The organism is Paenibacillus woosongensis, from assembly GCF_030122845.1.
Lineage (GTDB): Bacteria > Bacillota > Bacilli > Paenibacillales > Paenibacillaceae > Fontibacillus > Fontibacillus woosongensis_A.
The window spans coordinates 3089579-3113236 of sequence record NZ_CP126084.1 but is presented as its reverse complement, the minus strand read 5'-3'; the positions used below and the strand labels follow the sequence as shown (position 1 = coordinate 3113236).

Here is a 23658-nt window from a genome sequence, read left to right as displayed (position 1 = left end):
TGAAGCCTCCTTACTTCCGAATCTGTCCGCTGCCGTTAATGATGTATTTGCTTGAGGTTAGCGCAGGCAGGCCCATCGGTCCTCTGGCATGCAGTTTCTGCGTGCTGATTCCGATTTCGGCTCCAAAGCCGAATTCGAATCCATCCGTGAAGCGGGTGGAAGCATTATGATATACTGCCGCGGCGTCGACCTCCTGCTGGAATCGCTCTGCGTTCGGACCATTCTCGGTCACAATGCATTCCGAATGCTTCGTGCCGAAGCGGTCGATATGCCGCAGAGCCGCATCCAGGCTATCGACGATCTTGATGTTAAGAATGTAATCATTATATTCGGTAGCGAAATCTTCTTCAGTCGCAGGTTTGGCCCAGGAGATCAGGCGAAGAGTCTCGTCGCATCCCCGCAGTTCTACGCTCGCCTCGCGCAGCTTGCCAGCGATCTCTGCCAAATGGGACTGCGCAAAGTCCTTATGCACAAGCAGCGTCTCCATTGCGTTGCACACCGAAGGGCGCTGAACCTTAGCGTTCATCGTAATGTCTGCGGCCATAGACGGATCCGCCGACGCATCCAGGTACGTATGGCAGATGCCGGCACCGGTCTCGATGACGGGCACGCTTGCGTTCTGAACGACCGTCTGGATCAGCGAGCTGCCGCCGCGCGGGATGACAACATCAATCAGGCCGTTCAGCTTGATCAATTCGTCAACCGAAGAACGGTTTGGATCTTCGATCAGCTGCACCGCATCGCGAGGAACGGCGCTGCCCGACAGAGATTCATGAATGATTTCTACGATTTTGCGGTTGGAGGACAATGCCGAGGAGCCGCCGCGCAGTACGACAGCATTGCCGGTCTTTAGGCACAGGCCAAGGGCATCGACGGTCACGTTTGGACGCGCTTCATAAATAATGCCGATTACGCCAAGGGGCACGCGCTTCTTGACGATATGCAGGCCGTTAGGACGGTCGATCGTCTCCAGCGTCTCCCCGATCGGATCCGGCAGCTCCACGATTTGGCGCAGGCCTTCCGCAATGCCGGCGATACGCTCTTCCGTAAGCGCCAGACGATCCAGCAGGGAAACCGAAGTGCCGTTCTCCCGGCCGCGCTGCAGGTCTTCCTTGTTTGCTTCAATGATGGCTTCGCTATGATCGATCAAAGCCTGGGCGCAGTTCAGCAATGCCTGGTTTTTCTGTTCTGTGGTCAGACTGTTCAGTATGCTTGCTGCTTTTCGGGCAAGTTCTGCCTTTTGTCTTACTTCGCTCATTTGAATACCTCCTTGGAATCATAAAAATATAAAGCTCGTTATTTATAATTTTAATGAAATCCATTCATCCCGATGAATGACTTCGAGACGGTGGATGCCTTCCAGCTTCTTGACGACTTCTGTGCTCGCTAATCCCATAATATCCTGCAATTGCTCAGAATCATAGTTCACGATTCCCCGGCCCAGCGTTTCCTTGTCCTGATTGACAACTTCAACGACATCCCCGGCATGAAAATATCCCTGCGCTTGTCTTACGCCGACGGGAAGCAGGCTGCGGCCGCCATGGATAAGTGCTTCCTCAGCGCCTTGATCTACGGTCAGCGTCCCCAGCGGCGTGGATAGAAATCCAAGCCATTGCTTCTTGCGCGGCAGAGTAGAGGAGCGCGTTTCAAAGTATGTCCCTTGGCCTTGTCCTTCCAGAATGTCCTTCAGCTGGCCGGGCAGCGTCATCTTGCCGACAAATACAGATACGCCGCCCCGGGTGGCGATCTTTGCGGCATCGATCTTCGAGCGCATGCCTCCCGTACCGACGGCAGAACCGGCACCGCCCGCAATAGCGTAAATATCGTCTGTGATTTCGTCCACCTGCCCGATGCGCTTCGCAGCAGGATTGATGCGCGGATCCTCCGTATACAGGCCGTCCGTGTCCGTTAGTATGATCAAATGATCTGCGCGCAGCAGGTTCGCAACCAGCGCGGACAAGGTGTCGTTATCGCCGAATTTCAGTTCATCGACGGATACGGTGTCATTCTCGTTGATAATCGGCAATACCTGGCGCTTAAGCAGCTCCTCGATGGCCATGCTGGCATTGCCTGTGCGCTTGCGGTTCTGGAAATCCGAGCGGGTCAGCAGGATTTGAGCCGAGGCGACGTTGTGCTCGGATAACGCTTCCCGGTAATTTTGCATCAGCAGCGCTTGCCCTACGGCAGCCGCAGCCTGCTTCTCATGAAGCAGCTTTGGACGCTCCGGATAGCCGATCTCCCGGAATCCGGCGGCTACTGCCCCGGAGGTGACCAGCAATACCTGGCAGCCGAGCCCATGGAGGGCGGCTAATTCAGAGGCGAAGTAGTCGATAGCTGCCCGGTTCAATCCTCCTTCCGGTGAAGTCAGCGAGCTGCTCCCTATTTTGACAACGATGCGGCGTAGCATGGAGATCACTCCTAATAATTATGATGAAGAAAATAAAAAAACCTTCGCCCCTTGCAGCGCAAAGGACGAAAGTTACACTTCCGCGGTACCACCTTTATTGATGAATATCTCATCCGACTCAAAGCCCGGTAACAGGGGCGCTGTCCGGCTTCTGGGCCGGCCGCTCGGGGATAGGGTTCCGAAAGGGCGAACGGTAAATTCTCACAGCCAAAGGAATTTACTCTCTGGACGACGCTGGTCTATCGTACTGGTCCCGTCTTCACGTTTAGTCAAATTTATAAATATCCATTTGAAAATACGAATTGGATTTATTGATAGAATACCATGCGTTCTGCGGCATTGCAAAGCAAAACAGTTAGAACATGCCAAGCTTGCCGATTCGGTGCACCGCTTCGCGCAGGCGATCCTCACTGCTCAGCAGCCCGACTCTGACATAGCCTTCTCCATGCAGGCCAAAGCCAATCCCCGGTGCAACGGCGACCTTTGCCTCGGTAAGCAGCTTGCGGGCGAAGGAGGCGGAGTCCCAGCCACTTGGCACCGGCAGCCAGGAAAAGAAGGAGCCGCTCGGTTTGCGTGCTTCCCAGCCGATTTGCGCCAGTGCATCGAATAGAGCGTCACGGCGGGATTGATACACGGCTACAAGCTCGGCGACGTTGTCCTGGGGAGCCGTCAGCGCGACCTTGGCCGCCTCCTGAATGCCGCCGAACAAGCTCACATATATATGATCCTGCAGCAAATTGATCAGCGAAATAATTTTTTCGTTTCCAAGCGCAAAGGCGACACGCCAGCCGGCCATATTATAGGTTTTGGATAAGGTGTAGTATTCCACACCCACTTCTTTGGCGCCTTCCGCTTGCAGGAAGCTTACGGGTTTTTGGCTGTCAAAACCGATGGCCCCGTAGGCGAAATCGCTCGCGACAACGATTTGGTTCTCGGCGGCAAACCTGACGGTGTCTTCATAAAAGGACAGCGGCGCCGTAGCCGAGGTCGGATTATTCGGATAATTCAGGAACATCAGCTTTGCCCGCTTGCGGTCAAGGGGCGAGATGGCTCCATAGTCCGGCAAGTAGGCGTTGTCCTCTCTCAGCGGCATGAAGGACATTTCGGCTCCGGCGAGAGCAGCACCCGACCAGTAATCGGGATATCCCGGATCGGGAACCAGGCACAGGTCGCCAGGATTAAGCAAAATCTGGACGATCTGGACAAGCCCGGTCTTGCCGCCGAATAGAATGGCAACCTCTTTCTCCGGATCCAGCGTAACCCCGTAGTCTTCACGATAGCGCTGGCAGACGGCTTCTTTGAGGAAGCTGTAGCCCTGGAACGGGGAATATTTATGGTACTGCGGATTGGCCACGGCTTGCTGCGCGGCTCTAACGATATGCTCGGGCGTAGGGCGATCGGGGTTGCCCTGACCGAGATTAATTACATCATGGCCCTGTGAAATTTCCCGGTTCACGCTTTGGACAAGCGAAGCAAAAAACTGCTTCGGCAGCTTATCCATGACGTCAGCGGCCTGAATAGGAAAAAGGGAGTCTCCCTGTGATCGATTTTGTTGGCTCATGTTCAACACTCCGGTCTATAAAATAGCAATATTCATAATTTAACATGATTTATCCAATCTGTATAGAATGGATTGCTGTCCGTTCGCTTGCAGTTGAACCAAAACAATACTTGCATGGTTAAGGAAGGGCGCTTATGATGGTACTCAAAATGAATTAAACGGATGAAAGGAGATTCGGCATGACTCAGCAGCAAACATCATGGAACATCGCCATGATTCAATGCGATATTCGTATGGGCAGACCCGCGGAAAACCGCGAAATCGTAGAGAGCTGGATGGAGAAGGCGGTCAGCCAGGCCGTCAAGCCGGACGTCATCGTATTGCCGGAAATGTGGAACACGGGGTACGCGCTGGAGCAAATCCATGAATTGGCGGACGTGGACGGGCGCGAGACCCGGGAGTGGATCTCCGGCTTCGCACGGCGTAATGCGGTTCGCATTGTAGCCGGCTCGATTGCGGAGAAGCGCGGGGGAGACGTGTACAATACGATGCGGATTTATGACGGGAGCGGTGAAGAGGTCGCGGCGTATTCCAAAATGCATCTGTTCCGGCTCATGCAGGAGGAGAAGCACTTGGCGCCAGGGGAGTCCGCGGTGACCTTTGACTTGGACGGACAAACCTCGGGAGCTTCCATCTGCTACGATATCCGTTTTCCCGAGCTTATGCGCACGCTTGCGCTGACGGGCGCTAAGATATTGTTTGTGCCGGCGGCATGGCCGCATCCCCGTTTGCATCATTGGCGGACACTGCTGATGGCCAGGGCGATCGAGAATCAAATGTACGTGATAGCCTGCAATCGCACCGGACTAAGCGGGAAAGATAACTTCTTCGGCCATTCGATGATTATCGATCCATGGGGGGAAGTCATTGCCGAGGGCGGAGAAGAAGAAGGCATCATTGCCGGGCGGATTGATCTGTCTTTGGTCGACGAGGTTCGTTCCAGGATTCCGGTGTTCGAGGACCGGCGTCCAAGCCTGTATAATGTAACACCTTAATATCCTGAGCGACCAAAAGAAAGGCTGTCCCCTCGGCTTAACTAGCCTGGGGACAGCCTTCTTGCAGTTATGGCTCTTCCTTCATTCGCGTCTCAATAGTTGTGCGGAACGTGTCGATGAAAGCTTCGGCAGCCTTGGACAGATAGCGTCCTTTCCGATATGCAATTACGAGCGTGCGGCTTGGAACCGGCTCCGCCAGCGGGACATATACCGGAATCAGCTCGCTGCGCTTGGCCCGGGCAATAAAACGCGGTACAAGGGTAATGCCCATCCCTGCGGCAACGAGGGATTGGACGGTCTCAATGTTATTGCTCTCGAACACGATATCGGGGTCAAATCCTGCAGATCGGCATAAATCAATCATGATTTTGCGGAAGCCTTGGCCCTTCTTTAGGACGATGAATGATTCGCCGGACAATTGCTCCAGAGCTACTCCGCCCGGGGGCCGATTGCCGGGGTCGGCGAGGTAGTGGTTCGGGGGGATGGCCAGATCGATTTTCTCCTCGCCGATCGTCTCGTAGGTTAAAGAAGGCTCCTGCAGCGGCAGGGAGAGCAGACTGAGATCCGTACCGCCGCCTGCCGTGAGCTTCTCCAGGTTCAAGGATGTATCTTCCAGCAGAGTAACCTGTATATCGGGATAGGCTTCTTTAAACGCCGGCAGAACATAGGGCAGCAGATGTGAGCCCGTTATCGGCATGCTCCCGATGACTACGCGCCCGGCGCGCAGCTGGGAAATGTCGTCCATCTCCTGGCGAAGCTGCTCGACGGCATCCATAATTTTGCGGGCATGCTTGATGAAGCTGGCTCCGGCATGCGTAAGCTCTACGGTGCTCGTATTACGCTGGAACAATTTGACGCCCAGCTCCTGTTCAAGCTTGGACAATTGCTGGCTGAGCGACGGCTGAGCGATATGGAGTTTGTCGGCCGCTCTGGAGAAGTTACGCTCCTCAGCAATCTTCAATGTATAGAGGAGCTGCCTTAATTCCATGAGATCACCTTTTTCTTGAATTGGTGTAGCGATTCAGTACGTGACTGTGATTAGCATTCTATAAGTATAGCCTATCATTTTTAAATAAAATATAGGACTTATTAATGCTTCAAGCAGGTATTCTGCTCTAAAATTTTATTATTAGGCGAGTTGGTTGTATAATTATTATAAATGATCTGGTAAATGGAGGTTGCCGTTTCTATGAAAATATGGAAAGAGGTTCAGGGCTGGGGCCTGTCTATAATCATCGGTTTTATTATCAGCATGTTTATCGGCATATTTGTTATTCAGCCATATAAGGTGAACGGTCATTCCATGGAGCCTACGCTGGACGACAAACAGCGGATCTATGCCTGGAAAATAGCACACACGCTGGAAAAGCTGCCGAAATATGAAGATATCGTCATCATCGACAGCCGCATTGACCGCGACCGAACTTTCTGGGACAGCGTAAACGAGCATCCGCTGATCCGTATTTTGTCAGGCAACAAGAAAGAGGACTTCTTCTACGTCAAGCGTGTGATCGGCCTGCCTGGCGACGTAATCGAGATTAAAGACGGACAAGTGTTCAGAAACGGAGTCCAGCTGGAGGAGCCATATATTAAAGAGCAAATGTATGCGGAGCAAAGCCAGGTATGGGAAGTACCCGAGGACCATATCTTTGTGATGGGTGACAACCGCAACAACAGCAAAGACAGCCGGATGATCGGGCCTGTACCGCTTGACCATATCATGGGAATCGAAGGCTTCACTAAATAAAAAGGGATGCCACGGTGTTATGCGACACGGCGAAAGAAGAGGCTTTCACGGCATAGCCAGCCAGCTTGCTGCGAAGGTCTCTTTTTAGTCGGGGGCACTTGACCACTACCTCTCCTTTATAGCTAAATCCTATAACTATTATAGAAATTATATCTTGGAACAATCAATAGAGAGATGATATATTAATGACAACATACGAAGCGTGGATAAAAGCAAGTTTATGTTCTCTCTATTGCTTCGTTACATGTTCGAATCCTTCAGTGGGGTGAATACGATGAGTAATGCTAAAAAGACAATGTATGAGAAAATTTGGGACAATCACGTGATTTATGCGGAAGAAGGAAAACCAAGCATCATTTATATCGATTTGCATTTGGTGCATGAGGTAACCTCTCCGCAGGCATTTGAGGGACTGCGCCTCAGCGGGCGCAAGGTACGTCGTCCGGAGCTGACTTTTGCGACGATGGACCACAACGTTCCGACGAAAGACCGTTTCAACATTAAAGACCCGATTTCCAAGCAGCAGATCGATACGCTTACGAAGAACTGCCGCGATTTCGGCGTAACGCTTTACGATTTGGATACGATCGATCAGGGCGTCGTACACGTTATGGGGCCAGAGCTGGGTTTGACTCATCCAGGTAAAACGATCGTCTGCGGCGACAGCCATACTTCTACGCACGGAGCATTCGGCGCGCTGGCATTCGGTATCGGTACGAGTGAAGTAGAGCACGTTTTGGCTACGCAGTGCTTGCAGCAGGCCAAGGCGAAGACGCTGGAGGTACGTTTTGTCGGAAAACGCAAACCTGGCGTTACTGCTAAGGATATGATTCTGGGCGTTATTGCCCAATATGGAACGGATTTTGCAACAGGTTACGTTATCGAATATACCGGTGAGGCAATCCGCGAGCTAACGATGGAAGAAAGAATGACCGTATGTAATATGTCCATTGAAGCTGGAGCCAGAGCAGGATTGATTGCTCCAGACGAGACGACTTTCGAATATCTGCGCGGCCGCGAGCATGTTCCGCAAGGTGAAGCCTTTGATCGCGCTGTAGCGGAGTGGAAGAAGCTTACTACAGATGAGGGCGCCGAGTATGACCGTGTCGTGGAATTTGACGTTGATGCATTGATTCCGCAAGTGACATGGGGCACGAGCCCGGGTATGGGAACGAATATCAACGCAACCGTACCGAACCCGAATGACTTTGCATCGGAAAACGAACGCAAGGCTGCCGAGAAAGCACTTGAATATATGGGGCTTACTCCGGGCACGCCGATGACTGACATCGAAATCGACTATGTATTTATCGGCTCATGTACGAATGGGCGTATTGAGGATCTCCGCGCCGCAGCACAAATCGCACGAGGCTACAAAGTATCTGACAAAGTAACGGCAATCGTTGTTCCTGGTTCAGGCCGCGTGAAGCTGCAGGCAGAGAAGGAAGGCCTGGACAAAGTATTTATTGAGGCTGGCTTTGAATGGCGCGATGCGGGCTGCAGTATGTGTCTTGCCATGAATCCCGACGTTTTGGATCCGGGCCAACGCTGTGCTTCCACCTCCAACCGGAACTTCGAAGGACGTCAAGGCCGCGGCGGAAGAACGCATCTCGTTTCTCCGGCAATGGCGGCGGCGGCAGCGATTAAAGGCCGCTTCGTGGATGTCCGCGAATGGAATGTGAAAAGCGAAGTCGTTAGCTAACGAAGGCGAAAGAGGGGAGAACTAATCATGGAAGCTTTTAACAAACTTACAGGCATCGTCGGTCCCGTGGACCGCGTAAACGTAGATACGGACGCGATTATTCCTAAACAATTTTTGAAACGGATTGAGCGTACTGGATTTGGACAATTTTTGTTCTATGAATGGCGTTTTGACACGGAAGGTAATATAAATCCGGAGTTTGAGCTGAATAAGCCTCGCTATGAAGGAGCATCAATTCTGATCTCGCGAGTCAATTTCGGCTGTGGATCCTCCCGTGAGCACGCGCCATGGGCGATTCTGGATTACGGCTTCCGTTGTGTCATCGCTCCGTCCTTTGCGGATATTTTCTATAACAACTGTTTCAAAAACGGCATTCTGCCGATCAAGCTCTCCGAAGAACAGGTTGAAGATCTGTTCCAGCGCACTGCTGCGCATGAGGGTTATCAACTGACGGTTGACTTGGAGAACAAAACGATTACAGATCAATACGGCTTGCATATTTCGTTTGATCTGGATGAGCACCGCCGCCAGTTCCTGCTGCAAGGTCTGGACGATATCGGACTTACGCTGCAGCATGAGGATCTCATCTCAGCTTATGAAGCGAAGAGAGCAAGCAACTCGATGGCATAGTACCAACACAGCATAAAAGACAGTCCCCGGCCTACATGCGTAGTTCGGGGACTGTCTATTTTTGTCTATAAACATACTACAAATATATGAATCTCTTTCGCGAATCTTGCATTAAAGTCTATGATCTGGACGAATTTTCTGATAGTATGGGATTAATTAGAAGGTGACATGGGATCGTGTACGAGCATGTCATATTTTGGTGTCGTTTGAACCTGGTATAATATTACAGCCGGTGGGCGGAAAAGGGATTGGTAGGGGATACGATGAAGAAGTTAGGTTTTCTGTTGATGCTGGTTGTAATGCTGTGGGCTTTGCCGGGCATTGGGGAGGCATCTGCCGCCGGTCATGCAATTTATTTGGACGGCCAGGAGCTGGAGCAGCCAGGCGCTGCACAAGCAGGTCTGGTTAATGGCAGCGTTATGGTTCCCATTCGTATCATTTCGGAAGGGCTTGGTTATGAGGTTGGATGGGAGAAGCAGACGGAGACGGTTACGATTAAGCAGGGCGAACGGCTGCTGCAGCTTTTTATAGACAACCCTAAGGCTGTTGTGGACGGCAGCGAGGTTGGCTTGTCCGCTCCGCCGCTGCTGCAGGATAACACGACGCTTGTTCCGCTGCGTTTTGTCGGTGAACAGATGGGCCTGAAGGTCAGCTGGGATAACGAAACAAAATCAGCGCACCTGTACAGTGAAAGCGGCGGTTCTGGCGGTGGCGTTGTCAATGGAGGGGTCAGTACGCCTCCAGCCGGCGAAGGGGAAGCTGTTCCACAGCAGCCAGTAAAGCAGCCGGATAATACGGGAGGAAGCAATGCCGGTTCACAGGCGGACCATGATCATAGTCAAGGAGATCTCGCGGCGATCAGCAGCTTAAGCTTCACCGAGAATCGCCTAATGATTTCAGCCGATCGTCCGGTAGCGCCAAACGTATTCAAGATGACAGATCCGGAACGGATTGTGATTGACATCCCGAACGCTAAATTTGCCGCCGGATTCATGGATGCGCTGCCACTGGACGCGACAAGCCAGGGACAATTGGCGGTTGAGGGTTACCCGGAAGTGGCGAAAATACGCTATGCCTTATTCAGCAATGATCCATCTACGATTAGAATCGTTATCGACTTGAACGAGAGCAGGGAATTCGCAGTTACAAACGAGAACGGATCACTCTTTGTCGATCTGACCTTGGAGGCCGCGACTCCTCCTGTGATACCTGTAATTCCGGCAAGGCCGGACGGCAAAAGACTTGTTGTCATTGATGCTGGACATGGCGGGAAGGATCCGGGAGCCCCGAGCGTAACGGGGGGACGGGAGAAGGATTTCAATCTGGCGATTGCACTACGAGTGAATGAGCTGCTTCAGCAGGAGACGCAGATTATTACGGTGCTGACGCGAAGCGACGATACATATCCGACGCTGGACGAAAGGGTACAAATTGCAAACGATTTGCAAGCTGACATTTTTATTTCGATTCATGCCAATAGCGGTTCTGCAACAGCCACTGGAACCGAGACGCTGTATACCCGGGACGTCAGCATTCCTCTTGCGGATACGGTACATAAATACATGATCGAAGCAACCGGGTTGAACGACCGCAAGGTGAAGCACCAGAATTTGAAAGTGACGCGCGAGACGACGATGCCGGCGATACTGCTGGAGGCAGGCTTCCTCAGCAACCCCCAGGATGACGCGGTGTTGAAAGATCCAGCCGTACAGGATAGAATTGCAGCAGGCATTATGGCCGGGATTAAAGAGTATTTAGGCTTGTGACAGAAACTAACGAAGCGGGTATAGATTGTAATAGAGAGGGGGAATCGTTTTGAAAAAGCTTGTTATGGCTGGAACTGTGCTTGTGCTTGCGGCCGCGCTTGCCGGATGCGGGCAGAAGCCCCAAGCTGCTCCGGAAGGAGAGCAGCAGCCGGCTCAAGTAACCGAACCTAATGTTTCCCAAGGGTCAGGACAGAATAATACACAGGTTGAGGAGCCGAATCTGCAAACCTTGCAAGTAGAATTGTATTTTACGGATGATGATCTCATGGAGCTGACGAAGGTGCAGCGCGAGATCCGATTCGAGCAAAATGAGGACAAGTATGCCGAAGCTTTTAAGCAGCTTCAGGTTTCTGAAAACGGCTTGTTCTCACTATGGGAGAAGGCCATTTTAAACAAAGTTACCTTTACGGACGGGGAGCTCCATATTGATATCGGGCTGCCTGACGAGGCCCGTCTTGGCTCGGGCGGCGAAGTACTGGCTATCGATTCACTGAAAGCGACGATGTTCCAATTCGATGAGGTTCGGAGCCTGGAGCTTACGGTCGGTGGAGAACAGGTAGAAAGTCTCATGGGGCATGTGGAACTCGACCATCCGATGACTCGTTAAATACAGGGATTGCTCAAGTGAAAAAGACTATTTCCAAGCTTTCGGGCTTGAAAATAGTCTTTTTTTGTTCCGGCCGACGTAGGGACTATTGTCGGAAAACAGGAAAGATTACGCAACTTTTAGTTATTCTGGACGTCTAATATGTCGTCTGGTGATGCCGATGAACAGGGCTTAAGTCATCGGTCATCACGAGGCAAAATTTTAAGATGGTAGGGGTGACGGATGAGAAGAATTGGTTTTTTGGTATTCATACTCGTATGTATTTTCGCTTTTCCCACAATAGGACAAGCTGCCGGAGGAGGCACTAGCATCTATTTGAACGGAGAAGCGCTGAACTTGCCGAAGAACGGCCAGGTTCAGAATGTGAAAGGCAATGTGATGATTCCGATTCGTGTCGTCATGGAGGAGCTGGGTTTTGACGTCGATTGGGAAAAAGGGACGCGCACGGTAACTATAAAGCAAAGCGATACAACGATTAAGCTGGTTTTGAATCAGGCAAGTGCTACGGTGAATGGCAAGAAGCTGGCCCTTGGCATTGCTCCGATACTGAAAGAGGATACGACGCTAGTGCCGCTTCGTTTTGTTAGTGAACAAATGGGTCTTACTGTAGGCTGGGACAACGCTACGAAGACGGTATATTTAATTACCCCGGATCATGGAAGCGGAAACGGAATAGAAGGAAACACTGGCAACACCGGTTCAGACAGCGGAAGTCCAGGGAACGGTTCCGGCATTCCTGTGCCGGAACAACAAAATTTGGCGGGTGTAAAAGGCATCGGTTTTGATGCCAATCGCCTGATTATTGCGGTAGACAAAAACGTAACCCCCGATGTATTTCGCTTGACGGGACCAGACCGGATCGTCATCGATATACCAAATGCCCGCTTTGATGAATCATTTTCAAGCAATCATTCACTGGATGCATTCCAGACCGGATTCATGGACATTAACGATTATCCGGATGTAACCAAAATCCGCTACTCGCAGTTCAGCGATAATCCTTCAACGATAAGGATTGTCATGGATTTGTCAGGTGCAAGGAACTATTCTTTGCTGAATGCAAACGACGGTTATGTCATCATTGATTTGAATGTGGATCAGAGCTATCCATCGAAAGGCAGCGGCAAACCGCTGGTCGTCATCGATGCGGGGCATGGAGGTACAGATCCGGGCGCCATCAGCGTAACGAAGAAGAAAGAGAAGGATCTTAACCTCTCTATCGTCAAGAAAGTCGAAGCGTTATTGAAGAAAGAAACGCAGCTGGACTATGTGCTTACGCGCAGTACAGATGTGTACGTGACGCTGCAAGACCGGGCCAAACTGGCTAACAATCTGAATGCCGACGTATTCGTATCCATTCATGCCAATAGCGGATCGGCGACGGCCAGCGGCGTAGAAACATATTATACGCGGCAAGAAAGCGTGCCATTTGCAAATGTCATGCATAAATATCTGGTCAAGTCCTCCGGTCTGTCCGATCGGAAAGTACGGGCAAAGAGTCTGCACGTTACCCGAGAAACAACAATGCCAGCGGTGCTGCTGGAAGTTGGTTATTTAAGCAATAAGAGCGATGAGGCCCTGCTGTATACGGAGAAATTCCAGAACAGCGTAGCCCAGGGCGTTGTCGACGGAATCAAAGAGTATTTGGGTTTAAAATAGCCAGCGGCTCATAAAATGTGCATTCAGGAAGCCGGCTTGCCGGCTTCCTGAACACCTTTAGAGGAGGAGGAAGTGACCATGAACAGAAAACTATGGATCATCGGCGTTTTGGTGCTTCTGCTTGCCGTAACCGCGGGATGCGGCCAAAAGCCAAATGCGCTCGTAGAAGGTGAGCAAGTAAACCAAGAAAATCAAGGAAATGCCGGCAATAGTGTAGACGGAACGGCGATTCAAGAACCGCCGAGCAATCCCGTTGCTCATGGCGCAGGCGATTCACACCATAGCTCCCCGGAGGAGCAAGCCAACACGATGGTTATTCAGGCATATTTCACGGATGATCAGCTGAACGAACTGTTTCCAGAGAGCAAGGAAATTACGTATAGTGCCGATGCCGAGAAATATATGCAGACTTTAAAGGCGCTGCAGCAAAGCGAGACTCCTGGTCTGCTGCCGCTTTGGGAAAAGGTGAATTTCAAGCAGGCTGTATTTGAAGGCGGGAAGCTGACTGTCGATTTAACTCTGCCAGACGAGGCCCGGCTTGGAGCTGGCGGCGAAGCTCTCGCCGTGGAGTCGCTGACGAAGGCGTTATTCCAGTTCGAAGAAGTGCAATCCATAGAAATTCTGGTGGATGGCCAGCAGGCAGACACATTGATGGGCCATGTCGAATTAGAGCATCCTATTCTAAGAAAATAGCAACTTTTTGGAGGAAATAGCAGCTCGCCGTCGAACTTGGTTAAGAGATCAATGTTGAAGGAGAGAATTTGATGTCATCATTTAAACGCACTTATAGACGTAATTCCAAAAAGGCGGTATCGGCCATGCTGGCTGCCGCAATCTGCCTGAGCGGCAGCGCAGCCGTTTTTGCGGACGAGCCGGCAGAGTCTTCTGCCAATTTGGGAACGGGAACAAATATTACGAACACGTCAAATACGGCATTTTCCTTGTTTAGCGACGTACAGAATGGCTTTTGGGCCGAGAAATATATTTACAAGCTAGCTGCGGAGGGCATCATTGTTGGGGATGCCGGCAAGTTCCGTCCGAGCGATAGCGTTACGCAGCAGGAAGCCATTACGATGGCGATTCGCTTTATGAATTTAAGCGCTGAAGTCGGCAGCGGAGATACGGTTCCTGCCGAGCTGCAAATCAGCGGTTACGCGAAACCTTATGTCGAGCTGGCTTTGAAGAAGAATCTGATCGATAAAGATGAAGAGCTGGCTATTTTAAAGGAGAAGGAGTCCTGGGGACAGAAAAAAGCGTCCCGCGAATGGGTAGCTAAAGTTCTTATCCGCGCCCTAGGCAAAGACGAGGAGGCCAAAGCACTGGGTACAGCGGCAACTGGCTTTGCGGACCACGACAAAATTACCTCTTCGGTTAGAGGTTATGTGAATCTGGCCGCCAAATTGGATATTACGAAAGGGATTGAAGGCAATAAATTCGATCCGCAGGGCAATGTGACACGGGCACAAATCGCGACCTTCTTCGGTAAAGGCGCGGAGCATTTAGACGCCAATTATTCGAACGTTTACGAGGGGATCGTGACCGAACTGACCGACAGCAAGCTGACCTTGTACGTGGATAATCAGCTGAAGAGCTTCGTTCTCGATAACCGCAGCGTATACTTCACCAAGGATTCGCAATTAAAGATTTCGAAGCAAGATTTAAAGCCTTACACGAAGGTGCTGGCGATCGATAAAATTGGTTCGGCGGCGTACGTCGAAATCATTGACGGGAATCAGCAGCTGGAGAGTACGGAGGGCACCCTGCTTCGGATTCTGAACGGCAATCGGATATTGATGCTCGTAAATAACGATTCCGTGGAATATACATTTGACGATACAACTGCGTTCCTGGATCAGAACGGCAATAAAGTGGCAGCCAGCAGCTTGACTCCAGAGAGCACGATCATCGTACAGCGGGAGACTTATACTGCGGCGAGAAAGCCGGTGCTTGTTCAAGTGAAATCGGCCCTGGTCAGCAAATCGGGTACTGGCACAATTGAATCTGTCGATGTGACCGGCAAGAAAATAACGATTCGCGATACCTCAGGCACGGTCGAGACCTATGCAGTGGACGAGACGACGATTCTGCTGTACCAAAGCCAGAAGCTGAACAGCCTCAGCGAATTGCAAGCCAATTCGGCCATTAAATATTCGGTGAAGAACAGTGTGCTGGATTCCCTTGAGGTGACGCAAAGCATCGAGCGAACGGTCAAAGGGACGCTGCTTGGATTGGATCAGAACGGACGCTTGTTGACCTACAGCAATGCCAGCGGATATCCTGAAGTGAAGCTGTTAGCGGAGAAACCGGAAATTATCGTCGGCGGCATTAAAGACGCTACATTTGACGATCTGATTGCTGATTTGAACGGCGGCGATAAGGTCGAGCTGACACTGGATGCTGAGGAGCGGGTGACGAAGATCGTGGTGCAAGGCCGCCAGTCCGAGCAAATGCCGGCCGCTACGGTCGTGAACTACGATAGCAAGTCGAAGACGCTGACGGTGCTGGATGCGAATGCGAAGCCGCACGTATTTGTTTTGGATGAGAAGACGAAGGTGGAATACAACTCCAACCAGCCGACCCTTGCGGGTATGGAATCTGTCCTGAACAAAGACCGGAAAATTAATGTGACTTATATCGGCAGCCGGGCGCTAAGCGTGCAAATGATTTATAAATATGAAGGCACCTTCGTGTCTGTAAATACGGCGGAGAAGAAGATTACCCTGCTGACATCCGACAACAAAACAATTGCACTGCCTTACCAGGGAACCGCTCCTACGATTGAATTGTACGGCAAAAGCGCAACACTGAGCGATGTAAAAGTCGGCGATCCTGTAGTTGCTATGCTAAGTACGAACCAGGATGCGGTTCAGACGCTGGCTGTAAAGTCTTCCGCTCAATTCGTGGTCAGCTCGGTAGATACGTCCTATAGCCGCATCAGAGCGGTAAACAGCAATAACGGGCTTACGGAAAGCTTCTACGTCGATCAGGCGATTCTGACGGATGAGAACGGCAATCCGATCAGGGTGAACAATATTCAAAGCGGCCAAACGATCAACGTGGCATTTCATGGGCATAAGGCGGTTTCGCTGCAGGTTGTCAAATTGACGCTGGGCAGCGTGCAAAATATCGACGCCTCTACCTTAACGGTCAAAACCTTTACCGGCGGAACCGAATCGTTCCCGCTATCGGGCAGTGTCAAAGTTGTTCGTGGAACGTCCGTAACTACGGGGACAGGCGGACTAGCATCAGCGGATCGTGTGGAGGTACGCAAAGACAGTGACGGTACCCTTATCGTCAAGGTTCTGACTTCGCTAGAGCGGAAATTCTCCCGCTATGATGCAAGTGCTAGAGAGCTTGTTGTTAAAAGAGCGACCATCGCGGATGACAAATATCGCTTTTTTGTAAACGCGGATACGTATGTTCACCAAGGTGATACGACGATTTCCGTGCAATCTCTGAAAGATGATGATAAAATTGTTTTGTATTTCAATGGTGACAGACTCGTTGAAATCGAAAAACAATAATCATTTTCGTGAGAATAACCGTCTTGTTGCGGGATCATTCCCGGGCAAGACGGTTTTCGTCGTGAAGATTCATGAAGAAAGGTTAGGTGGAGACATGAATGCCGCGGGTGTCCGTCATATTCTGGACTGCATCGGCGCTATGTTTCCGGATGCGCACTGTGAGCTCCGCCACAGCAATGCGTTTGAATTGACGATTGCCGTGCTGCTGTCGGCACAGTGTACCGACGCAACCGTAAACAAGGTGACGGAAGATTTATTTCAGAAATACAAGACGCCGGGAGATTATCTTGCCGTTCCGCTCGAAGAGCTGGAGCAGGATATCCGGCGCATCGGACTATTTCGGAGTAAAGCCAAGCATATTCAGAATTTATGCCGGATTCTCATTGAACAGTACGACGGGGAGGTTCCTCGCGAGCATGCCGAGCTGGTGAAGCTTCCGGGCGTGGGCCGCAAGACGGCCAATGTGGTTGTTTCGAACGCCTTCGGCGTCCCGGCGATCGCCGTCGATACGCATGTGGAACGGGTCAGCAAGCGGCTGGGACTGGCAGGCTGGAACGATTCCGTGCTTGAAGTCGAGAAGAAGCTGATGAAGCGAGTGCCCAAGGAAGAATGGACGATTACCCATCATCGGCTGATCTTTTTCGGAAGATATCATTGCAAGGCCCAGAATCCGCAGTGCGAGATTTGTCCGCTGCTGGATGTTTGCCGGGAAGGCAAAAAACGTATGAAAAAGTCACCGGTCAGAAAAGATAGAGAGAAGTGACTTTCAAACCTAGGTAGAAGAGGATGAGACTCCATGAAATGTATTTCTGTGTACACCGATAGTTTTGAACAATTCTCCGATATGTTCGAGCAGGTCATCGAAATCGACTTGCAGGAGAATGACGAGCGCGAGGTTGAAGGCGTGACTGTCAGCGACTCCGGCGAAGTGCCGAGCCATTACTTGGAGCGCATGGCGGCCAAACCTGAAGTGGTCGTAATGAAGGATAAGGAGAAAGGAATCACCATATTACAGCATGGCAAAGTGTTTGAAATTCTAATTCCATCCGAGGCCGATTCGCTCGAAGCGCCTTCGGTGTAAACGGTTTGGCTAATCAGAATACCGTCTTGCGGACATATCCGTGAGGCGGTTTTTTGTGTTAGGCATCTGGAATATTACGGGTTAAGACAGGCGAATCTAAAATAATGTTTATTTTAGAGGATGAAATGCTTCATTTTTAATCAAAAACGAAGATATCGGCCATTTGGCAACGAAGAATGTACCCTGAGCGGCGTTTTTCTATATATAAGCTGGAAGTTCTATACTTTTTACTGGAAAATCACTAATTATGAGACTTCCCTGACGGATGCCACTCATGTAAAATGAATGTATTTCCTAAGACATGGAATATGTCGAGGTGAATACTAAAAATGAATACCGCTTCTTGCTTCGTGAGGCGTTAGGCAAACATAAATAAGGAGAGTACATATTCATGGAAACGTTGACAATTGGTCGGGATCAGCGGCTTCATGACCGACTTGACCAGTTCTTGAAGTTATATGAGTCAGGTAAAGACCTAAGAGCTTGCCGGGAAATTCAAGATTTAACAAGGAAGCTGGAAGCTGATGAATTAACGTTATCGTTCTGCGGACACTTCTCCGCAGGCAAGTCCAGTCTGATTAACAGGCTGTGCGGCAAGCAGGTGCTGCCGTCGGGGCCGATACCGACAACCGCCAATGTGGCCGCCATTCGCAATGGAGAGCCTCGGGCCGTCCTTACGCGGGCGGAGGCGGAAAACGGAGATATAAGCGAAACGGAGGAAGCACGTTCGGAGCAGATTGAGCTTCATCTTGATCAGCTGGATGACTATTGCCGGGACGGAAATACATATTCGATGATCTCCCTATGGGATGATGTTCCTATATTGGGGCGGCATGGCGTGCTGCTGGATACGCCTGGTGTCGATTCCAATGACGCTGGACACGCGATGGCTACCAATTCGGCGCTGCATCTAGCTGATGTCGTGTTCTACGTCATGGACTACAACCATGTTCTGTCGGAAAGCAATCTGTCGTTTGCCAAACGGCTGGCTGATTGGGGGAAACCTCTCTATCTCGTCGTAAATCAGATCGACAAGCACCGGGAAACTGAATTGTCGTTCGGAAAATACCGCAGCTCTGTGGAGGACGCCTTCGAGTTATGGGGAATCGTACCGGCAGGGGTGTTCTATATATCCCTGAAGGAGCTGTCCCATCCGTTAAATATGCTGAGCGAGCTGGAGAAGACGATTGCCTCCCTGTTTGAGATTCGGGAGAGTCTGCTCGAGTTCAGCATCGGCTGCTCGCTTTTCCATGGAGCGGAACAGTATTTGAAGCGGCTGAAGGATGCAGACGAGGAAGAACAGGAGCGGCTGCTTGAGGAAGTAGGCGGCGAGGAAGCCCTGTTAAGCCTACAGGAGGAATTGTCGGCGCTGGAGCGGGAGCTTACCGAGCAGGATGGCCTCATCGATCGGGTGCGCCATGATTTGACCAAGGAATTGGACGGTCTGCTGGCCAATGCGCATTTGATGACGCCTGATCTTCGGGAAGCTGCCGCACTGTATTTGGAAAGCCGCAAGTCCGGCTTTAAGATGGGTCTTTTGTTCCATGCCGGCAAGACGGAGCGCGAGAAGGAACGGAGGAGGGACCTCTTTCTAGGCAAGCTGCGGGAGCAGGTGCAAGCGCAGGTAGATTGGCATGTGCGCGATTTGCTGCGCCGTCTCGGGCAGAATCACGGGCTGTGGAGCGCGGAGTGGGAGAGCAGGCTGGAAGCGGAGCTTCCGCAGGCAGAGGAAGAGTGGATCGCCGGTCCTGCACGCGAAGGCGCGCTGCTCTCCGGCGAGTATACGCTTCGCTACGCCGCCGACGTAGCGGCCGGAATTGCCGGCCGCTACCGCCGCGCAGCCCTCGCGATCGCGGACGGGCTGCTCGCGGAGCTGGCGCCGCGCCTGAGCAAGGCGCAGCACAGCCTGGCCGCGCAGCGCGAGGCGCTGCTGGCGCGCTCCGGCGCCGCCGGGCGGCTGCAGGCGCTGCGCGCTGCCGCCAAGGAGCGAGCTGCGCGCATCCACGCGCTGCTCGGCGAGCGCCCGTCCCTCCCTCCCGGCATTCTGCCGGAGGTGAGGGACGCCGCGCCAGGGGCGCCGGCTGCGCCGCAGCGCCCACAGGCGCCCGCGGCGGCGGCCACGGCGCCGCCGGCGGCCGCGGTGCCCGCGAGCGCCAGCGACAGCGCTGGCGCAGCCGCTGCCGCGATAAGCGGGCGGCAGCGGCTGGGCGAAGCGGCCGCGGTGCTGAGCGCCGCCGCCGAGGCGCTGGCCCCTTACCCCGCCTTCGGGTCGGGGGTAAGGGAGCTGCGCGCCCGCGCGGACGGTCTTCGCGGCGGCCGCTTTACGGTCGCGCTGTTCGGGGCGTTCAGCGCGGGCAAATCCTCCTTCGCGAACGCGCTGCTCGGCGCTCAGGTGCTGCCGGTATCGCCGCATCCGACGACCGCGGCGATTAACCGCATCCTCGCGCCCGAAGGGGACATGAAGCATGGCCAGGCGGCCATCACCTTCAAGTCTCTGGAAGCGATGCGCGAGGATCTGGCATACTCCTTCGAGGCGCTGCAGCTCGGAGCGTGGAAAGAAGGAAGCTGGAGAGCCGAAGTGAATAAACTGAAGGCACCGGACGTGCCGCCTTCCGGGAGGGCTCATTTCAGCTTCCTGAAAGCGGCGGCAATCGGCTGGGAGCACAACGCTGCAAGACTTGGCAGCCGTGAGGTCACGGGACTGGAACAATTCGCCGAGTATGTGGCGGAAGAGAGCCGCGCCTGCTTCGTAGCGGGCATTGACCTGTATTACTCCTGTCCGCTCACCGAGCAGGGGATTGTGATCGTGGATACTCCAGGGGCGGATTCCATTCATGCCCGGCACACCGGAGTCACCTTTGAATATATGAAAAATAGCGATGCATTGCTGTACGTTACCTACTACAACCATGCCTTTTCCCGTGCGGACCGCCAGTTTTTGGGCCACCTGGGCCGGGTGAAGGGCAGCTTTGCGCTCGATAAAATGTTCTTCATCGTTAACGCGGCGGATTTGGCGTCAACGCCGGGAGAGCTCGCAAGCGTAGTCGAACACGTAGAGGGAGGACTGCGGGCCGCAGGCATCGAGGCTCCGCAAATTTATCCCGTGTCCAGCATCGCTGCGCTGGATGCGAAGCGCAGCGCGGATGCGGCGCAGCTCGAAAGTTCGGGCTTCGCCCGGTTCGAGGCCCCGTTCCTTCGCTTTATTAGCGAGGACTTGGCGGGTCTCGCCGTAGGTGCGGCCCGCCATGAGCTGCAGCAGTTCATCTCGCGGGCGGAGCAGTGGAGCGAGACGCTGGCCAAAAGCGAAGAGGAACGCGAGCAGCTTAAGGTTCAGTTATCGCTGGACCGCAAGCGTTTCTTAGAAGAGCTTCAATTGCTGGCAAACAGCGATAAAGAGGCCGAAATCGCGCAGGAAACCGGAGAACTGTTGTTCCATGTGCGCAGAAGGCTGCAGTTTCTTGCCGGTGATTTATTCCATGAATATTTCCACCCTTCGCTTCTCCAGGATGACGGAGGGGATATGAAGCGGAAATTCGCGGCTTCAGTCAAGGGCTGGCTGGCTCAGCTAAGCATAGAGCTTGAACGCGAAGTTCAGGCAACCTCCCTGCGGCTGGAGAAGAAATGCGAGTCGCTGCTGGCGAAAGAAGCCGAGGCTTGGCTCGTAAGGCTGCAGCACGAAATTCCGGCGCTGCCGGCGCTGTCGATTTATGCAACCTCTGCCTGGCTGACTCCAAGCGTTTCCGAGGGAAGTCTGGAGCAAGGCATTAAGGCAGTTTCATATTGGAGTTATTTCAAAAATCCAAAGACTTTCTTTGAAGGAGGGGGTAAGCAAAGATTGCGCGAGGCTCTGGAGGAGCCGCTCAGCGATAGCATCAAAGAGGCGGTGCAGCGCTTTGGCCGCGATCTGATCGAATTTTACGCGCAGGAGACTTCGGCGAGATTTGCGGCGATCGCAGCGTCGCTCGAAGCGCAGTGGGAAGAATGGGAGAGCAGCGTTTCCGGCATGCCTTCAGCCACGGATTCAGATGAATCGTGGAAGGCCGTACCGCAGCGTCTTCATGCACTTCATCAGGCATTGCTTTGATCTAAATTCCAAAAACAACATAACTGAAAAGTAACGCGGCAGTCGCGAAGAGGGGCAAATTTCAGATGTTGCAAGCCATCGATGACATGCGTTACTGGGAGGGAACGACATGGAAGTACTAAGGCAATTAAGAGGGTATTACCGGGAACGACGCACCTATTTGATAATGTCGATTCTATGCCTGGCGGCAGCAACGGGCTTTGGGCTCATATATCCTATGCTGCTCAGAAAGCTGATTGACGACGTAATTCGTCCAGCACAATATGACGGGGTGCTGTGGATTGCCCTGACAGCGCTCGGCGTCGTGGTCATCAAAGCCTCTTTGCAGTTTTTACATGGATTTTTCGGTGGAAGACTCGGCAACTATCTCGCTTACCGGCTGCGGAATGCCTGTTACGAGAAGCTGCAATTCCTGTCGTTCCGCTATTATGATAGAGCAAAAACCGGTGACCTGATGTCCCGGCTGACGGGGGATTTGGAGGCCATTCGAAACTTCGTCGGCTTTGGGTTTGCACAGCTGCTCAATCTGGTGCTCATGGTCATTTTCGGTGCGGCCATGATGATGTCGATTCATTGGCAGCTGACGCTGATCACGATGATAACCATTCCTTTTCTGGCTGCGGTGGCTCTAAAATTCGAATCGAAAATCCACCCTGCCTTCCAGGAAATGCGCCTCGCCCTGAGCTCGCTGACGACGGCGGTTCAGGAGAACGTAACCGGGGTGCGGACGGTTAAGTCCTTTGCGCGCGAACCTTACGAGATGGAGAAATTCTCGCACCGGAATGAGCGTTACAAGGATAATCAGATTTTTGCCTCGATGCTGTGGAGCAGATTTTTCCCTGTCATGGAGCTGTTAGCCTCGATCAGCGTAGCTGTCCTGCTGGCCGTAGGGGGAACGCTAGTCATTAAGGAGCAGCTGACGCTCGGAGACTTGGTTGCCTTCTTCAGCTTGATCTGGTTCATCATTGGACCGATGTGGGGGCTTGGCTTCCATATTAACAACTATACCCAGTCCAAGGCTTCAGGAGAGCGGGTGCTGGAAATATTGAACCAGAACGTAGATGTGAAGGATGAAGCTGGCGCAGTAGACTTGGATCTGGAGAACGTGAAGGGCAAAGTGGAATTCGACCACGTTACATTTGCTTACGGCAACAAGATGCCTGCGGTTACGGATATCCATTTTACGGCTGAGCCGGGCTCGGTCATCGGGTTCCTCGGCGGAACCGGCTCTGGGAAATCGACGATCATTCAGCTGCTGATGCGCGCCTACAATGTGAACGAGGGAAGCATCCGCCTGGACGGAAGAGACATCAGGGACATACGCATTAAGAGCCTGCGGAGCGGGATCGCAACCGTCTTTCAGGAGACGTTCCTGTTCTCTTCCACGATTCGCAACAATATCGCTTACGGCATGACGCAGGTTTCGATGGAGGAGATCATTCATGCCGCCAAGCTGGCCAAAGCCCATGATTTCATCATGGAGCTGCCGGATGGCTATGATACTGTAGTCGGCGAGCGGGGCATGGGACTGTCCGGCGGACAGAAGCAGCGGATTGCCATCGCGCGGGCACTGCTCAAAAATCCGCGCATTCTGATTCTCGACGACGCGACGAGCGCCGTGGATATGGAGACCGAGCATGAAATCCAATCAGGCTTCCAGGAAGTGATGCAGGGCCGGACTACCTTCATTATCGCCCACCGTATTTCGTCGCTTCGCCATGCGGATGAAATCCTCGTTCTCGATGAAGGGCGGATCGTTCAGCGCGGCAGCCATGAGGAGCTAATCGCAATTCCTGGGCCGTATCAGGACGTGTACCATATCCAATATGCGGACCACTTGTCCAGAGCTAACCAGGGCCATGAAGGGAAGGTGATGTAGCGTGCATACGGAAACC

17 protein-coding genes are annotated in these 23658 nt (G+C 52.5%); 13 read left to right on the top strand and 4 right to left on the bottom strand.

Features of this window, described 5'->3' with window-relative positions; genetic code table 11:
• Window positions 1–10: 10 nt before the first annotated feature.
• The 3 genes from QNH46_RS14195 to QNH46_RS14185 all read right to left on the bottom strand — a co-directional run bounded on the left by QNH46_RS14195 (window position 11) and on the right by QNH46_RS14185 (window position 3968).
• Window positions 11–1258 (bottom strand): glutamate-5-semialdehyde dehydrogenase, encoded by a 1248-nt coding sequence (locus QNH46_RS14195; protein WP_283924895.1) that lies wholly within the window; start codon window positions 1256–1258, stop codon window positions 11–13.
• Between the two features lie 42 nt (window positions 1259–1300).
• Window positions 1301–2407, bottom strand: a complete 1107-nt coding sequence (gene proB / locus QNH46_RS14190; RefSeq protein ID WP_155610071.1) for a glutamate 5-kinase — start codon at window positions 2405–2407, stop codon at window positions 1301–1303.
• 355 nt (window positions 2408–2762) lie between these two features.
• A complete protein-coding gene (locus QNH46_RS14185; RefSeq protein ID WP_283924894.1) occupies window positions 2763–3968 on the bottom strand; it encodes a pyridoxal phosphate-dependent aminotransferase in 1206 nt (401 codons plus the stop codon).
• Window positions 3969–4147: 179 nt separating this feature from the next.
• On the opposite strand from QNH46_RS14185, the gene QNH46_RS14180 reads away from it, so the two are divergent.
• On the top strand, window positions 4148–4963 hold the full coding sequence (locus tag QNH46_RS14180) for a carbon-nitrogen family hydrolase (protein WP_283924893.1): 816 nt from the start codon (window positions 4148–4150) through the stop codon (window positions 4961–4963).
• A gap of 67 nt (window positions 4964–5030) precedes the next feature.
• Here QNH46_RS14180 and QNH46_RS14175 read toward each other — a convergent pair whose 3' ends face one another.
• A complete protein-coding gene (locus QNH46_RS14175) occupies window positions 5031–5951 on the bottom strand; it encodes a LysR family transcriptional regulator (RefSeq protein ID WP_155610068.1) in 921 nt (306 codons plus the stop codon).
• 201 nt (window positions 5952–6152) lie between these two features.
• On the opposite strand from QNH46_RS14175, the gene lepB reads away from it, so the two are divergent.
• From lepB to QNH46_RS14115, 12 genes are all read left to right on the top strand, one after another.
• On the top strand, window positions 6153–6710 hold the full coding sequence (lepB, locus tag QNH46_RS14170) for a signal peptidase I (RefSeq protein WP_283924892.1): 558 nt from the start codon (window positions 6153–6155) through the stop codon (window positions 6708–6710).
• 274 nt (window positions 6711–6984) lie between these two features.
• On the top strand, window positions 6985–8412 hold the full coding sequence (gene leuC, locus QNH46_RS14165; protein WP_283924891.1) for a 3-isopropylmalate dehydratase large subunit: 1428 nt from the start codon (window positions 6985–6987) through the stop codon (window positions 8410–8412).
• A 27-nt stretch (window positions 8413–8439) separates the two neighbouring features.
• Window positions 8440–9042 carry a 3-isopropylmalate dehydratase small subunit gene (gene leuD / locus QNH46_RS14160; RefSeq protein WP_283924890.1) on the top strand — a complete coding sequence of 201 codons (603 nt, stop codon included), beginning with the start codon at window positions 8440–8442 and terminating at the stop codon, window positions 9040–9042.
• A 263-nt stretch (window positions 9043–9305) separates the two neighbouring features.
• On the top strand, window positions 9306–10808 hold the full coding sequence (locus QNH46_RS14155) for an N-acetylmuramoyl-L-alanine amidase family protein (RefSeq protein WP_283924889.1): 1503 nt from the start codon (window positions 9306–9308) through the stop codon (window positions 10806–10808).
• A gap of 49 nt (window positions 10809–10857) precedes the next feature.
• A complete protein-coding gene (locus QNH46_RS14150) occupies window positions 10858–11415 on the top strand; it encodes a GerMN domain-containing protein (RefSeq protein ID WP_283924888.1) in 558 nt (185 codons plus the stop codon).
• 222 nt (window positions 11416–11637) lie between these two features.
• The gene (locus tag QNH46_RS14145; RefSeq protein ID WP_283924887.1) at window positions 11638–13074 is read left to right on the top strand and encodes an N-acetylmuramoyl-L-alanine amidase family protein; all 1437 of its coding nucleotides are present in this window, start codon (window positions 11638–11640) and stop codon (window positions 13072–13074) included.
• Between the two features lie 78 nt (window positions 13075–13152).
• Window positions 13153–13767 (top strand): GerMN domain-containing protein, encoded by a 615-nt coding sequence (locus QNH46_RS14140; protein ID WP_283924886.1) that lies wholly within the window; start codon window positions 13153–13155, stop codon window positions 13765–13767.
• 71 nt (window positions 13768–13838) lie between these two features.
• Window positions 13839–16598: an S-layer homology domain-containing protein gene (locus QNH46_RS14135; RefSeq protein WP_283924885.1), complete on the top strand. Its 2760-nt coding sequence runs from the start codon at window positions 13839–13841 to the stop codon at window positions 16596–16598.
• A 94-nt stretch (window positions 16599–16692) separates the two neighbouring features.
• Window positions 16693–17361 (top strand): endonuclease III, encoded by a 669-nt coding sequence (nth, locus tag QNH46_RS14130; RefSeq protein ID WP_283928442.1) that lies wholly within the window; start codon window positions 16693–16695, stop codon window positions 17359–17361.
• A gap of 33 nt (window positions 17362–17394) precedes the next feature.
• On the top strand, window positions 17395–17679 hold the full coding sequence (locus tag QNH46_RS14125; protein ID WP_213591916.1) for an NAD/NADP transhydrogenase alpha subunit: 285 nt from the start codon (window positions 17395–17397) through the stop codon (window positions 17677–17679).
• Between the two features lie 391 nt (window positions 17680–18070).
• Window positions 18071–21763 carry a dynamin family protein gene (locus QNH46_RS14120; RefSeq protein ID WP_283924884.1) on the top strand — a complete coding sequence of 1231 codons (3693 nt, stop codon included), beginning with the start codon at window positions 18071–18073 and terminating at the stop codon, window positions 21761–21763.
• 109 nt (window positions 21764–21872) lie between these two features.
• Window positions 21873–23642, top strand: coding sequence for an ABC transporter ATP-binding protein (locus QNH46_RS14115; RefSeq protein WP_283924883.1), 1770 nt, complete (start codon window positions 21873–21875; stop codon window positions 23640–23642).
• Window positions 23643–23658: the final 16 nt, after the last annotated feature.